Below are 12,557 nucleotides of genomic sequence, written 5' to 3' on the forward strand. Positions count from 1 at the left end.
CAATGCAAATCACATGACCGACAACGACAACCAGGAGCGAGACGATGATAAGCAAGCTGACGATACCTTTTGCCGCAAGCGCCATCGCCTGCGGTGTCGCGGTGGTACTCGCCGCCTGCGGCAATGGCAGCAGCCTCAGTGACCCGCCGTTGCCGAGCGATCCCGATGCACGCGCCGATGCGCGTGCCGCCGCGCTGGTCCAGCAAATGACGACCGCCGAAAAGATCCAGCTCGTGCACGGTGTCGGCATCCCCAACGCGGGACTGGGCGGTCCGTATCCGGCCGGCGTCAACGGAGCAGGCTACATTCCGGGCATCGCGCGGCTTGGCATTCCGGGCCTTGCAATGGCCGATTCGGCGGGCGGCGTCAATGTCGTCAAGTCGAATGCGACGGCGCTGCCCGCGCCGGTGGCGCTCGCGGCAAGCTGGGACCCGGCGCTCGCGAACGAGTACGGCGCGCGTATCGCGACGGAGCTGCGCGTGCTCGGTTATGGCGAAGGTCTCGGCGGCGGCGTCAATCTGGCGCGCGAACCGCGCAATGGCCGCACCTTCGAATACATGGGCGAAGACCCGGTACTGACCGGCACGCTGAGCGCCGCGCGCACGATCGGCACGCAGGCGCAGAACGTCATAGCGACGATCAAGCACTACGCGATGAACGATCAGGAAACGAACCGCATGACGAGCAACTCGGTCGTCGACGAACGCACGATGCGCGAGACCGAGCTGCTCGCGTTCGAACTCGGCGTCACGCAAGGTACGCCCGGCAACGTAATGTGTTCGTACAACCTGGTGAACGGCGTGTATGCGTGCGAAAACCCGTATCTGCTGACCACCGTGCTGAAGAACGAGTGGGGCTTCAAGGGCGTCGTGCAGTCGGACTGGACCGCCACGCACAGTACGGTCGCCTCGGCGCTGGCCGGCCTCGATGAAGAAGAGCCCGGCGATCTCGGCGGCGGACCATCGATTCCAGGCTTCACGCTGACGTCGTATTTCAACACCGCGCTGACGAGCGCGGTCAATGCCGGCAGCGTGCCAATGTCGCGACTCAACGACATGGTTCAGCGCAAGCTTCGCACGATGATCCGCTATGGCGTCTTCGATTCGCCGCCGACCACCGGCGGAAGTGTCGATCAAACCGCGGGCAATGCGCTGGCGTTGCAGGTCGCGCAGCAGTCGTCGGTGTTGTTGAAGAACGCGGTGGCGAGCGGCGATTCGCAGCCGGTGCTGCCGCTGAACGCGGCGGGGTTGTCGTCCATCGTGGTGATCGGCGGTCACGCGGATGCGGGCGTGCTATCGGGCGGCGGCTCGGGCGCCGTGCCGGCGGCCGCGGGCAACGCGGTGTCCGGTTGCGTGTCGCCGTCGCCGCTGCTGAGCACCTGCGCGACATGGTACAAGTCGGCACCGCTAGCCGCGATTCAGGCGAAGGCGCCGAACGCGAGCGTGACCTTCGTCGACGGCACGAACGCGGCGGCGGCGGCCACCGCGGCCGCGAAGGCCGACGTGGCGATCGTGTTCGCGACGCAATGGGAAAGCGAAGGCGCGGATCTGTCGAGTCTGAGCCTGCCGAGCAATGCGACCGACAGCTATAACCAGAGCTACGATCAGAACGCGTTGATCACCGCGGTCGCGGCGCAAGCGAAGCGCGTGATCGTCGTGCTCGAAAACGGCAGCCCGGTCCTGATGCCGTGGCTCGGCAACGTGCATGGCGTGCTCGAAGCCTGGTATCCGGGCGTGCAGGGCGGCCAGGCGATTGCCGATCTGCTGTTCGGCGCCGTCAATCCATCCGGCAAATTGCCGATCACGTTCCCGATGCAGGACGCGGATCTGCCGCAGCCGACGATCTCGGCCACCGATACGACCGTCAATTACAGCGAAGGGCTCTTCATGGGTTATCGCTGGTATGACGGCAAGCAGATCGCGCCGCTGTTCCCTTTCGGTTATGGGCTGTCCTATACCAGCTACAGCTACTCGGGCCTCAACGCGCAAGTGGATGCGAGTGGCAATGTGACTGTGACCTTTACCGTCAAGAATACCGGCTCACGCGCGGGCGCGGAAATCGCCGAAGTTTATGCCGCGTTGCCGAGCGGTCTGGGCGAACCCCCGAAGCGCCTGGTCGGCTGGCAAAAGGTCGCGCTGCAGGCGGGGCAGTCGCAGCAGGTCAGCGTATCGATTGCGCCGAAGCTGCTGTCGACGTGGGACGCGACCAATCACGTGTGGAAGCTGAACGGCGGCGTCTATCAAATGATCGCGGGGGCTTCTTCGCGCGATCCGAATGCGTTGACGGCATCGCTGACGATCGCGGGGCATTGAGCGCCGAGGTGTTGAACCCGCAAACCCGGCAGCAGGGTACGGGGTCTAGCTCCGTGTCCTGCCTGCCCGGCTAGCTCGTGTCGAGGCCGCTCGGGTTTCGGCATGTCAACCGCCGGGCAGCCGATAAGCGAACTCGTACGAATGCGCGCCATCGACGATGTCGATCTTGAACTCGCCTTCAATGCCGCTCAGCTCGCCCGTGCCCGAATCGGGCACGACCGTCACCGCCAGCGACGCAGAACCGCGATTCATCACGCCGATATGCTGCAGCACGAACGTACCCTGCTTGCCCGCCAGCGTGCCCCTGACCTGTTCGAGCGCGACATAGCCAGCCGAGCCTTTGACGTTCGTCATCGCGCTCAGCATTTGCCCTTGGGTGGTCGCGGCGAGATCGCCGGAGATCTGCTTGTCGATCGACATGCGGCCGAGCTTCGATTCGGCCTCCGCGTTTTCGAACGGCATCGGTTGAAGGGAGACGATGAAGGTGCCTTTTGCGATGTGCTGAGTCATCGGGATTTCCTCCTGGCTTGAACGGGCGATGGCGAAGCGGTGAAACGAGACGCAACGCAATGTGACGCTGATGAACCGTAGCACACGTCGCTGTCAATTAGCCGCACGCGCCGTGCTGTAAGCCGTGCCGAACGCATCCGCGAACTCGCGCTTCAACCACGCCAACGCCGGGTCCTGATCGTGCGCCGCGGCCCACATCAACGAAACTTCGTAGCCCGGCACTTCGAATGGCAACGGGCTGAGCGCGAGACCGAGCGTATCGCGCCAGACGCGGCCGATGAACTCCGGCACGGTCGCGATCGCCGCCGTGCGTTGCACGATGAACGGACTGGTCGCGAAGTTCGAACTAGAAAACACGACCTCGCGCTTCAGTCCCTGCAGCTCCAGTCGTTCATCGATGAAGCCGCGCAGCTCGGCGCTGAACGAAGTCAGCACGTGGCGGTGGCACAGAAATTCGTCCATCGACAGATGCTTGCGACGCGTCTTGACGAGTTGCGGGTTGTAGACGCTCACGAAGCGCCATGAAAACAGCGGCATGAGTCGCTGCCACGGCACGCACTCGCGGAACACGCCGACTGCGAGTTCGATCGCGCCATCGTCGAGCATCGCGGCGGCGCGCGTCGAATCGGTGGAGCGTGCGATCAGCTTCACGCCGGGCGCTGCGACGGCGAGGCGCGCCATGATCTCCGGCATCAGCAGCAGTTCGAGCGAATCGCTGAGGCCGATGCGGAACACCCGCTGCGCGCGGGCCGGATCGAACACGGACGGCTGCGTGAGCGCCTGATGCAGCGATTGCAGGAATGGCTCGATCTGCCGCGCGAGTTCGAGCGCGCGCGGCGTCGGCGTCATGCCTTGCGGCGTGCGCACGAACAGCTCGTCGCCGAAGGTCTCGCGCAAGCGTTTCAGTGCGCCGCTGACGGCCGGTTGGCCAAGAAACAGCCGCTGCGCGGCACGCGTGACGCTGCGCTCTTCCAGCAGCGCGCGCAAGGTCAGCAACAGGTTCAGGTCGAAGCGCCGAAAATCATTTTCAATGATGTTAGCCATGACGTTAAACGATTTGAATGATGGGCACGCAACGCGCATTCTACTGCCACGGGGTCTTCCGTTCACTCTCAGGAGCAATGAAATGGACTGGCAAAATCAGAAGGTCGTGGTGCTGGGTGGTTCGTCGGGTGTTGGGCTCGCGACGGTGAAGCGGCTCGCGGCGGCTGGCGCGTGCGTCGTCGCGGTGGGGCGCGACCGCGCCAAGCTGGACGATGCGCTGAGCGGCATCGGCGCACAGGTGACGGGCGACGCGCTCGATTGCACCGATCGCGCGGCGCTCGAACGCTTTTTCGGCGGCCTCGGCCGGATCGATCATCTGGTGATGACGCTGTCGGGCGGCGAAGGCGCGGGGCCGTTTGCGGAGCTGGATCTGGCCGCGCTGCGGCGCGGCTTCGAGGCCAAGTTCTGGCCGCAGCTCGAAGCGGCGCAGACCGCGCTGCCCGCGCTGCGTCGCGATGGCAGTGTGACGTTTCTGACCGCGATTTCGGCGCGCATCGCGAATCCGGGTACGGCGGGTCTGGGCGCGATCAACGGCGCACTCGAAAGCATGATCGGCACGCTGGCGCGCGAGCTGGCGCCGCTGCGCGTGAACGCGGTGTCGCCGGGGGTGATCGATACGCCGTGGTGGGACAGATTTCCGGCAAGCGTGAAAAGCGAGCTGTTTCGGCAGCAACGCGAAACGTTACCGGTGCGGCGCGTCGGCCAGGCCGACGATGTCGCGCACGCGCTGCAGTTTCTGCTGGAGAACACGTTTATGACGGGGGCGGTGATCGAGTGTGACGGCGGCTTGCGACTACTGTGAAGCACGGGCGCGGGAATCTGCGCTGAGGCGTCCTACGCCCTCTGAACCCGAACCGGCAGACACATCGTCGCTGCGAAGCACAGCAAATGCAGTGCGGCCAGCAGCACGAACATCGGCAGAAATCGGCTGGGCTGTACATCCGAAGCACCGTGCAGCGTCAACGCGATCGCCATCGAAAGCAGCGTCGTGGCGAACGGACCGCCCACTCTCTGCGCGATGTTCAACGCCGTATTCGCGACCGCGAGCCGTTCTCTCGCGATCGACGAATACGCGGCCGAGATCGATGGCACGCTGATCGTCCCCTGACCGACGCCCGCAAGGAACAGACTGACAGCGGCCCATCCGGCCGAGAACGAAGCAATGCTCATCCACAGAAACACGAGCGTGCTCAGAAACGCCAGCAATGCGCCGGCCGCCGCGAGCGCGCGGCAACCGAGCCGCTCGGTCAACCAGCCGATCGGCGGGAACGAGCACATCATGCCGACCCCGGTCGCCGCGAGCAGGCCGCCCGCGTGCGCGGCCGACAAACCGCAGCCCGCGATCAGAAACAGCGGCACTGCAAGCTGTCGTCCATACATGATCCCGTTCGCGGAGAACTGCGCGAGTGCCGCGACCGAGAACGTACGCCTTGCAAACATGCGCACGTCGATCAGCGCGGCATCGCCTTTGCGCAACGCGTACAGCACGAACCCGACGAGAAACACGACGCCCGCAAGCAGCCACGCGAGGCCCACCGCGCGCAACGCGTTCTGAAGTCCATAGACGAGTGCGACCAGCCCAGGGGAGATCAGCGCAAAGCCGGTGAAATCGAACGGCCGCTTCTGCGACGCAGGGGCATCGCGCGGCAGTAGCAACACCGCCATCGCGATGCCGACAGCGCCCACCGGCGCATTGATGAAGAACAGCCACGGCCAACTCGCGTGCGCGAGGACGAGCCCGGCCAGCACCGGGCCGAGAATGGGACCGAGCAGAATGGGCAGCGCGGTGAAGCCCATCACGCGCTCGAGGTTCCTGCCAGCCACTCGTCCGATCATCATCTGCGCCATCGGTACGAGCACACCGGCAACGAGGCCCTGGAAGATGCGCGCGCCGATCAGCTCGCCGATCGTCTGCGCCGCGCCGCACAGCATCGACGCTATCGTGAACGTCGAAAAGCAGAACAGGTACAGCCGCCTCGCGCCGATGCGGTCGACCAGCCAGCCGTTGAGCGGCAACATCAACGCCATCGCGAGCAGGTAGCCGCTGACGATCCACTGCGCGGTGGCGATCGACGCATCGAGCGTATGGCCGATCGTCGACAGCGACACGTTGACGAGCGTCGAATCCATCTGCGACATGAACGAACCGATCGACACGACCGCCGCGACCTTCCAGACGGTGGGATCGATCCGCTCGGAAGCGGACGCGGAGATGTGCTCGCGCATGCCGCTCATCGGTCCGCGCGTGTACGGATGAAGGTCTGGCGCTCGGTCAGGCTCATGTACCGGCTCACGCTGCGTTGCCGCTCGCGGTCGCCGCGGCCGCGGGCTGTACCTGCTCGAGATGGCGCAGCAGCTTCGTCACCATCATCACCACGACGAACGCGAGGACCACGAAGAACAGCGCGAGTGGCGTGAGCACCTGCACCGACACGAAGCCGGCCAGCCCCATCATGGCCGAGGACACCAGCAGCAGCGCACAGCCGAGAATCGCGCTCGTCAGACCTGCGATGTGCGGGAACAGCGAGTTGCCCTTCGCCATCAGCGTCGGATACATCGCGCCGGCGCAGAAGCCCATCACCAGCACGGGCGTCGCGAGCGTCCACACGCGCAGGCCGACCGTCAGCGCGAGCAGCAGCATCACAACCGACGCGGCCGCCATCAGCCGCGCGCCGATGCGCAACCGCTGCTCGGCGCTCGGCAGACGCGGACCGTGCAGCCGATTCGACAGACCGCCAAGAAAGTACATCATGCCGATTCCGAGCGCGAGATAGCCGAAGAAGGTCGGCGGCTTGTGCAGCGTGGTCTGCACCATGAACGGCCCGACGATGTTGAACACGAGCAGGATGCTGTAGCACAGGCCCTGCGCGAGGAAACAGCTTTGGAACACGGGGCTCGCGAGCACCTTGCGCGCGTTCGCGGTCAGCGTGCGCGGTTCGAGATGCACGGGCTTCGGCAAGGTCTCGCGATAACGCCACAAGAGCGCCCACATCACCAGCGAATAGATCAGCAGGAACATGAGGCACGCGCGCCAGCCGAACGCCGTCTGCAGATGCGCGCCGATCACCGGCGCGACGATCGGCGCGAGCCCCCATGCGATCGACATGTACGTGAACGCATGCAGCAACGCCTGACCCGCGAACGAATCGGTGATGATCGCCTTCGCGAGCAGGTTCGTGCTCGCGATGCCGAAGCCCTGCAACGCACGGGCGAGGATGAACGTCTCGAGATTCGGCGCCGCGAGCGACAGCAGACAGCCGACCGTGTAGACGGCCAGGCCGAACGCGAGCACGCGCTTGCGGCCATACGCGTCGGCAATCGGACCGAAGATCAGCTGGCCGAACGCGTAGGCGGCCATGTAGCCGGTGACGCTGGTCTGGATCGCTTGCGGCGAGGTACCGAAGTAGTGCGCCATCGCGGGCAGCGCGGGCACGTAGATGTCGATGGCGAGCTGTCCGGCGGATGCGAACAGGCAGATCAGGAACAACAGGAAGCGCGGCGAGTTCGGAGCGGAGTCGGCGGAGGCGGGTTGGTCGGCGGTAGCGTGGCTCATGGGTGCATCGAAAGGGAACACTGGCGGCGCGGGCATCGGCGCGTTCGGATATCGAACGGAAAAGACGCGGGTGCCCCGGCATTATCGCCGGGTATTGTGCACGTGGTATCGCGGGAAGTGGGATATTCCCTGGCGAGGGTGTGGGATGGCGCGGCCGACCGGCGCGCTATCCCGCCGCAACGACGCTCATCTCGCGCAATCTTCGATCGACCGCAGCAACGCTCCCTGCTCCGCCGGGTCCTGGAAGAACGCGACGAAGCTCCCGTGTTCGCCGTTTGCGATGCGGTCCGAGCAGTCCTTGCCTTTGAGCGGGGGGCGAGACGCCGTCCAGATCATCGCCATCACGGCGAGGGCCAGCACGACGCCTGTAAAGACGAACCCGAGCAACAACGACCTGGCGTCGTCCGACATTGCGTCTAGCGGATGAGAAGCGTCTTGCGGCTCGCAACTTCTAGTTGAAGATGAGTTCATGCCGATGTCCCGATAGTCAGCATTCAAAAACCAGCGCCACCATCTTCCATCTGCACGTAAGATTGGAAAAGTTGAGTTTACTGACCATGTGATTCAGCTTTTCTGACCAATGCCATTCCGACTCCGATGAGAGAGATCAGTCTCGACCGCCTGCGCACCCTCGTTGTCGTCGCCGACCTCGGCTCTTTTGCCGAGGCCGCTCGCGTCTTGCATCTCGCGCCACCCACGGTCAGTCTGCATATCGCGGATCTCGAAAGTCGCGTCGGCGCGCCGCTGCTGTCGCGCAAACGCGGCCAGGTGCGGGCCTCGGCGATCGGCGAGACGCTGGTGGCCTATGCGCGTCAATTGCTGGGGAATGCCGAGCAGGCGCTGGAAGACGTGCGGCGACAGGTGGAAGGGCTCGGCGGACGGGTTCGGCTCGGCGCTTCCACCGCAGCCATCGCGAATCTGCTGCCGCAGGCGTTGGAACGGCTGGCCGAGGACCATCCCGGCATCGACGTGCAAATCGCCGTGCTGACTTCGCAGGAAACGCTGACGCGACTCGCGGAGGAGTCGCTCGAGGTGGGCATCGTGGCGCTGCCGCAAGCGCCGATACGCGGGCTATCGATCGAAAAATGGCGCCGCGATCCGGTGGTCGCATTCATGCCGGCCGGGTGGCCGTGTCCGGCGCGCATCACGCCGCAATGGATCGCCGCGAAGCCGCTGATCCTGAATGACGCCACCACGCGGCTTTCCCGTTTGACGACGGAATGGTTCAGCGCGGCGGGGCAGCATCCCACGCCGCGCATCCAGCTCAACTACTCGGATGCGATCAAGAGTCTCGTGGCGGCGGGATACGGCGCCGCGCTGCTGCCGCAGGAAGCGCGCCGCTCAACGGCCGACACTCGCATCGTCACACGTCCGCTGCGCCCGGCGTTATGGCGGCAGCTGGGCCTGGCCTTTCGCGCGGGGACGGTGGAGCGTCCGACTCAGTATGTGCTCGACGTATTGCGGAGTTTGCGGTTGAACTAGTGAACAAGACTACATGGCCGCGGCTTTGCGTCTGTCCTGTTCCTCGCGGTAAAGCACGTACTCCTCCGCCATCGCTTTTGCAACGGATGGCCTACGCGCGGTGCGTTCGTAGTACTGCTGCACCGATGGCCACTGCGCGAGCTCGACACCGCTGTAGCGCGCCCAGTTCAACACAGTGACCAGATAAGCATCCGCGACGGAGAACCGCTCCAGCAAAAACTCGCGTCCATGCAAATGCTGCTCCAGCACGTTCAATCGCAACGCCACCTTCTTGTGTGTATAGCTAAGAACGTCGGCGGCCGCGTCCGGATCGAGCAGCGGCACGAATACTCCCTTATGCAGCTCCGTGCTGATGAAGCCAAGCCACTCCTGCAATTTCGCGCGTTCCGCCGTGCCGGCAAGCGGCGCGAGCGCGGCCGCCGGAAAGGCATCGGCGACATAAGGCAGGATCGCGGTGTTTTCGCGCAGCAGCCAACCGTCGTTGGTGCGCAGCACGGGAACCTGGCCGAGTGGATTGATCGGATAGAAATCGGAGCCGTCTCGCAGCCGCTTCGATTTCGTGTCGACTTCGACAAAGCGCGCATCGGCGCCGGCCTCGTAAAGTGAAATGCGCGTGGCGAGAGAACACGCGAGCGGCGAAAAATAAAGCTCCATGCTGATGTCTCCGGTCGTCGGTGAAGGTGTTTTTGTACTATAGTGAACAAAAATGGATGACGCCAGAGAATTTTATGCATACCGGTACAAAAACGGAAAAACGCTCGCGCGGACGACCGCGTAGCTACGATTCGCAACAGGCCCTGAACGATGCGCGCGACGCGTTCTGGCATGGCGGCTACTCGGGCACGTCGCTCGACGCGTTGAGCGAGGCGACCGGCATGAACCGGCCGAGCCTGTACGGCGCCTTCGGCGACAAGCACGCGCTGTATCTCGACACGCTCGATCGCTACATCGCGTTTGGCCGCGATGCGATGCAAGCCGCGCTGCATGGTGACCGGCCGCTCGCCGAGGCGTTGCTGGCCGTATATGAAGGCTCGCTCGCGCTCTACTTTCCACCGGGCGAGGTGGCGCGCGGGTGCTTTCTGATCGGCACGGCGGCGGTGGAGTCGAGAGCGGATGCGCAAGTACGTGACAAGCTCGCGCACGGACTTGCCACGTTCGATGCGGAGTTCGAGCGACGGTTCGAACGCGCGCAAGCGCAAGGCGAACTCGATGCGGCCGCGAGTCCCGCGCTGCTCGCCAAAGTCGCATCGGCGATTCTGCATACTCTCGCGCTGCGCTCGCGCGCGGGCGACTCGTGCGAGTCGCTGCGCGCGACGGCGCAGGCTGGCGTCGCGCTGATCTGCGGGGCGCCGGGCAAAAAGCCAGGCAAACCGCGGCACAGGTCCAAAACCTGAAGCGCCGCGACCGCGCACCGCCTAGCGGTTGATGAACCGCTGAAGCTGCGCCGGATAGCGCTCGCCCACCACCTTGATCTGCTCGAGCGCCGCTTCGATGTCGGCGAGATCCGCCGGCGTCAGCACGACACTGGCGGCGCCGACGTTCTCCGCGAGGCGAGGGAGCTTCGTCGTGCCCGGAATCGGCACGATCCATGGCTTCTGCGCGAGCAGCCACGCTAGCGCGATCTGCGCGCGCGTCGTGCCTTTGCCGTCCGCGATCCGCCCGAGCACCTCGACGAGCGCGGCATTCGCCTTGCGGTTCTCTTCGGAGAAGCGCGGCGCGATATTGCGGAAATCGCTCTTGTCGAAGGTCGTGCGTTCGTCGATCGCGCCGGTCAGAAAGCCCTTGCCGAGCGGGCTGAACGGCACGAAGCCGATACCGAGTTCTTCGAGCGTCGGCAGCACGCTGGCTTCGGGCTCGCGCCACCACAGCGAATACTCGCTTTGCAACGCCGCGACCGGCTGCACCGCGTGTGCGCGGCGGATCGACTCCACGCCCGCTTCGGACAGGCCGAAGTGCCCGACCTTGCCTGCGGCGATCAGATCTTTCACCGCACCGGCGACGTCCTCGATCGGCACGTTCGGATCGACCCGATGCTGATAGAACAGATCGATGCGGTCGGTTTTCAGACGCTTCAACGCGGCCTCGGCGACAGCGCGAATGTTTTCGGGCCGGCTGTTGAGCGGCTTTTTGGTGTCGCCGTCCTGAAAGCCGAACTTGGTCGCGATCACCACCTGATCGCGAAACGGCGCGACCGCTTCGCCGACCAGCTCTTCGTTCACAAACGGACCATAGACCTCGGCGGTATCGAAGAACGTGACGCCTTGCTCGAAGGCCGCGCGGATCAGTTCGATGCCGGCCGCTTTTTCGGTGGCAGGGCCGTAGCCGAAGCTCAGGCCCATGCAGCCGAGGCCGAGCGCGGATACTTCGAGGCCGCTTTTACCGAGTTGACGTGTTTGCATACGATGCTCCAGTTGATGCGCCCGGCCCCGGCTGCTGCCGGGACCACGACGCTTTGAATGCGACACGAGCCACGCGAGTCGTGGCACTGGAAGCGAGTTTAGGTTGCTGTGTTCGGCTCAACAATATCTCTATACTTGCATGACGTATTGAATTGAATTCACAAATGGCGAATTCCCGACTGCCGCGCGCGGGCCTTACCGAACTGACCGCCTTCATCACGATCGCCGAGCAGCGCAGCTTCAGCGCCGCCGCGCGCGTGCTCGGGCTGTCGCCGTCGGCGTTGAGTCACGCAATGCGCAACATGGAGTCGCGTCTCGACGTGCGGCTCTTCAATCGCACCACGCGTTCGGTCGCGTTGACGGAAGCTGGCGAGCAATTGCTACGGCGCGTGCGTCCGGCGCTGGCGGATCTCGACGACGCGGTCGGGGAAGTCACGGCCGCGCGCAACCGGCCGTCGGGCACGATCCGCATCAGCGCTTCGGAGGCGTCCGCGAAACAGCTCGTGCGGCATGTGCTGCCCGATTTCTTCGCGCGCTATCCGGAGATTCACGTCGAGTTCGTGGTCGATTCGAGGCTCGTCGATATCGTCGCCGAAGGATTCGATGCGGGCATCCGCGTGCTCGAGGACGTGCCGCGCGACATGATCGCGGTCCGCTTCGGGCGCGACATGCGTCTGGTGGCGGCCGCGTCGCCCGAGTATCTCGCGCGTCATCCCGCCCCCAAGGCGCCGCACGATCTGATGCGGCACCGTTGCATTCGCTTTCGCTTTGAAAGCGGCACGCTGTATCGCTGGGACCTCACGCATCGCGGCAAGAGCGCGAGCCTCGACGTCGATGGACCGATGACGCTCGGCAATGTGAACCTGATGGTCGAAGCGGCGCTGGCCGGCATCGGCATCGCCTGGGTGCCGCTCGACCATGTGGCCGAACACGTCGCGAGCGGCCGGCTCGTGCAGTTGCTGCCGGAGTGGAGCCCGACCTTCGCGGGCTTGTGCCTGTACTACCCGGCCAACCGTCATCCGCCGACCGCGCTGCGTTTGTTCGCCGAAGCAGTGCGCGCTTGGGGCGAGCGGCAGTTGAGCGATGAGCGGAACAAGGACCCGCGTCATCCCGTGAAACGAGTTGGTGCGCGAAATCAAAAGCCCGAAACAAACTGAAACATGCACGTTAAGCGCTTTGCGGAATAAGACGGCAAACTTGGGCGTTTGCCTGATACCGGCAGCGTCGATTTTCAAACATCTTTCGCGCCTTTCATCG

General features: G+C 64.6%; 12 protein-coding genes. 5 read left to right on the forward strand and 7 right to left on the reverse strand.

Annotated features, from left to right (window positions below):
- Positions 1-44: 44 nt before the first annotated feature.
- Positions 45-2,312, forward strand: a complete 2,268-nt coding sequence (locus AB3X96_RS10730) for a glycoside hydrolase family 3 C-terminal domain-containing protein (protein WP_368589683.1) — start codon at positions 45-47, stop codon at positions 2,310-2,312.
- Positions 2,313-2,417: 105 nt separating this feature from the next.
- Here the strand turns inward: AB3X96_RS10730 and AB3X96_RS10735 are convergent, their stop codons facing one another.
- Both AB3X96_RS10735 and AB3X96_RS10740 read right to left on the reverse strand, forming a co-directional pair.
- Positions 2,418-2,822, reverse strand: coding sequence for a DUF3224 domain-containing protein (locus AB3X96_RS10735; RefSeq protein WP_368589684.1), 405 nt, complete (start codon positions 2,820-2,822; stop codon positions 2,418-2,420).
- A gap of 93 nt (positions 2,823-2,915) precedes the next feature.
- Complete coding sequence (locus tag AB3X96_RS10740; protein WP_368589685.1) at positions 2,916-3,866, reverse strand: LysR family transcriptional regulator; 951 nt, start codon at positions 3,864-3,866, stop codon at positions 2,916-2,918.
- 82 nt (positions 3,867-3,948) lie between these two features.
- Here AB3X96_RS10740 and AB3X96_RS10745 point away from each other — a divergent pair, with 82 nt between their 5' ends.
- The gene (locus AB3X96_RS10745) at positions 3,949-4,668 is read left to right on the forward strand and encodes an SDR family oxidoreductase (protein ID WP_368589686.1); all 720 of its coding nucleotides are present in this window, start codon (positions 3,949-3,951) and stop codon (positions 4,666-4,668) included.
- Positions 4,669-4,700: 32 nt separating this feature from the next.
- Here AB3X96_RS10745 and AB3X96_RS10750 read toward each other — a convergent pair whose 3' ends face one another.
- From AB3X96_RS10750 to AB3X96_RS10760, 3 genes are all read right to left on the reverse strand, one after another.
- Positions 4,701-6,101 (reverse strand): DHA2 family efflux MFS transporter permease subunit, encoded by a 1,401-nt coding sequence (locus AB3X96_RS10750; protein WP_368589687.1) that lies wholly within the window; start codon positions 6,099-6,101, stop codon positions 4,701-4,703.
- A gap of 55 nt (positions 6,102-6,156) precedes the next feature.
- A complete protein-coding gene (locus AB3X96_RS10755; protein WP_368589688.1) occupies positions 6,157-7,419 on the reverse strand; it encodes a multidrug effflux MFS transporter in 1,263 nt (420 codons plus the stop codon).
- A gap of 186 nt (positions 7,420-7,605) precedes the next feature.
- Positions 7,606-7,830, reverse strand: a complete 225-nt coding sequence (locus tag AB3X96_RS10760) for a hypothetical protein (RefSeq protein WP_368589689.1) — start codon at positions 7,828-7,830, stop codon at positions 7,606-7,608.
- 186 nt (positions 7,831-8,016) lie between these two features.
- Here AB3X96_RS10760 and AB3X96_RS10765 point away from each other — a divergent pair, with 186 nt between their 5' ends.
- Complete coding sequence (locus tag AB3X96_RS10765) at positions 8,017-8,901, forward strand: LysR family transcriptional regulator (protein ID WP_368589690.1); 885 nt, start codon at positions 8,017-8,019, stop codon at positions 8,899-8,901.
- 9 nt (positions 8,902-8,910) lie between these two features.
- Here AB3X96_RS10765 and AB3X96_RS10770 read toward each other — a convergent pair whose 3' ends face one another.
- Positions 8,911-9,555, reverse strand: a complete 645-nt coding sequence (locus AB3X96_RS10770) for a glutathione S-transferase C-terminal domain-containing protein (protein WP_368589691.1) — start codon at positions 9,553-9,555, stop codon at positions 8,911-8,913.
- 74 nt (positions 9,556-9,629) lie between these two features.
- Here AB3X96_RS10770 and AB3X96_RS10775 point away from each other — a divergent pair, with 74 nt between their 5' ends.
- Complete coding sequence (locus tag AB3X96_RS10775) at positions 9,630-10,295, forward strand: TetR/AcrR family transcriptional regulator (RefSeq protein WP_368589692.1); 666 nt, start codon at positions 9,630-9,632, stop codon at positions 10,293-10,295.
- 21 nt (positions 10,296-10,316) lie between these two features.
- On the opposite strand, the gene AB3X96_RS10780 is transcribed toward AB3X96_RS10775, so the two are convergent.
- Positions 10,317-11,300, reverse strand: a complete 984-nt coding sequence (locus AB3X96_RS10780) for an aldo/keto reductase (protein ID WP_368589693.1) — start codon at positions 11,298-11,300, stop codon at positions 10,317-10,319.
- A gap of 179 nt (positions 11,301-11,479) precedes the next feature.
- Between AB3X96_RS10780 and AB3X96_RS10785 the strand changes: the two genes are divergently transcribed.
- Positions 11,480-12,457, forward strand: coding sequence for a LysR substrate-binding domain-containing protein (locus tag AB3X96_RS10785; protein WP_368589814.1), 978 nt, complete (start codon positions 11,480-11,482; stop codon positions 12,455-12,457).
- Positions 12,458-12,557 lie beyond the last annotated feature (100 nt).

The organism is Paraburkholderia sp. BR13439, from assembly GCF_040948805.1.
In the GTDB taxonomy this organism is placed as follows: Bacteria; Pseudomonadota; Gammaproteobacteria; order Burkholderiales; family Burkholderiaceae; genus Paraburkholderia; species Paraburkholderia youngii.

Bases quoted from the DNA above. Each gene is read 5' to 3' on its own strand.
- AB3X96_RS10730 (WP_368589683.1), top strand. From the start codon at position 45: ATGATAAGCAAGCTGACGATACCTTTTGCCGCAAGCGCCATCGCCTGC.
- AB3X96_RS10735 (WP_368589684.1), bottom strand. From the start codon at position 2,822: ATGACTCAGCACATCGCAAAAGGCACCTTCATCGTCTCCCTTCAACCG.
- AB3X96_RS10740 (WP_368589685.1), bottom strand. From the start codon at position 3,866: ATGGCTAACATCATTGAAAATGATTTTCGGCGCTTCGACCTGAACCTG.
- AB3X96_RS10745 (WP_368589686.1), top strand. From the start codon at position 3,949: ATGGACTGGCAAAATCAGAAGGTCGTGGTGCTGGGTGGTTCGTCGGGT.
- AB3X96_RS10750 (WP_368589687.1), bottom strand. From the start codon at position 6,101: ATGAGCGGCATGCGCGAGCACATCTCCGCGTCCGCTTCCGAGCGGATC.
- AB3X96_RS10755 (WP_368589688.1), bottom strand. From the start codon at position 7,419: ATGAGCCACGCTACCGCCGACCAACCCGCCTCCGCCGACTCCGCTCCG.
- AB3X96_RS10760 (WP_368589689.1), bottom strand. From the start codon at position 7,830: ATGTCGGACGACGCCAGGTCGTTGTTGCTCGGGTTCGTCTTTACAGGC.
- AB3X96_RS10765 (WP_368589690.1), top strand. From the start codon at position 8,017: ATGAGAGAGATCAGTCTCGACCGCCTGCGCACCCTCGTTGTCGTCGCC.
- AB3X96_RS10770 (WP_368589691.1), bottom strand. From the start codon at position 9,555: ATGGAGCTTTATTTTTCGCCGCTCGCGTGTTCTCTCGCCACGCGCATT.
- AB3X96_RS10775 (WP_368589692.1), top strand. From the start codon at position 9,630: ATGCATACCGGTACAAAAACGGAAAAACGCTCGCGCGGACGACCGCGT.
- AB3X96_RS10780 (WP_368589693.1), bottom strand. From the start codon at position 11,300: ATGCAAACACGTCAACTCGGTAAAAGCGGCCTCGAAGTATCCGCGCTC.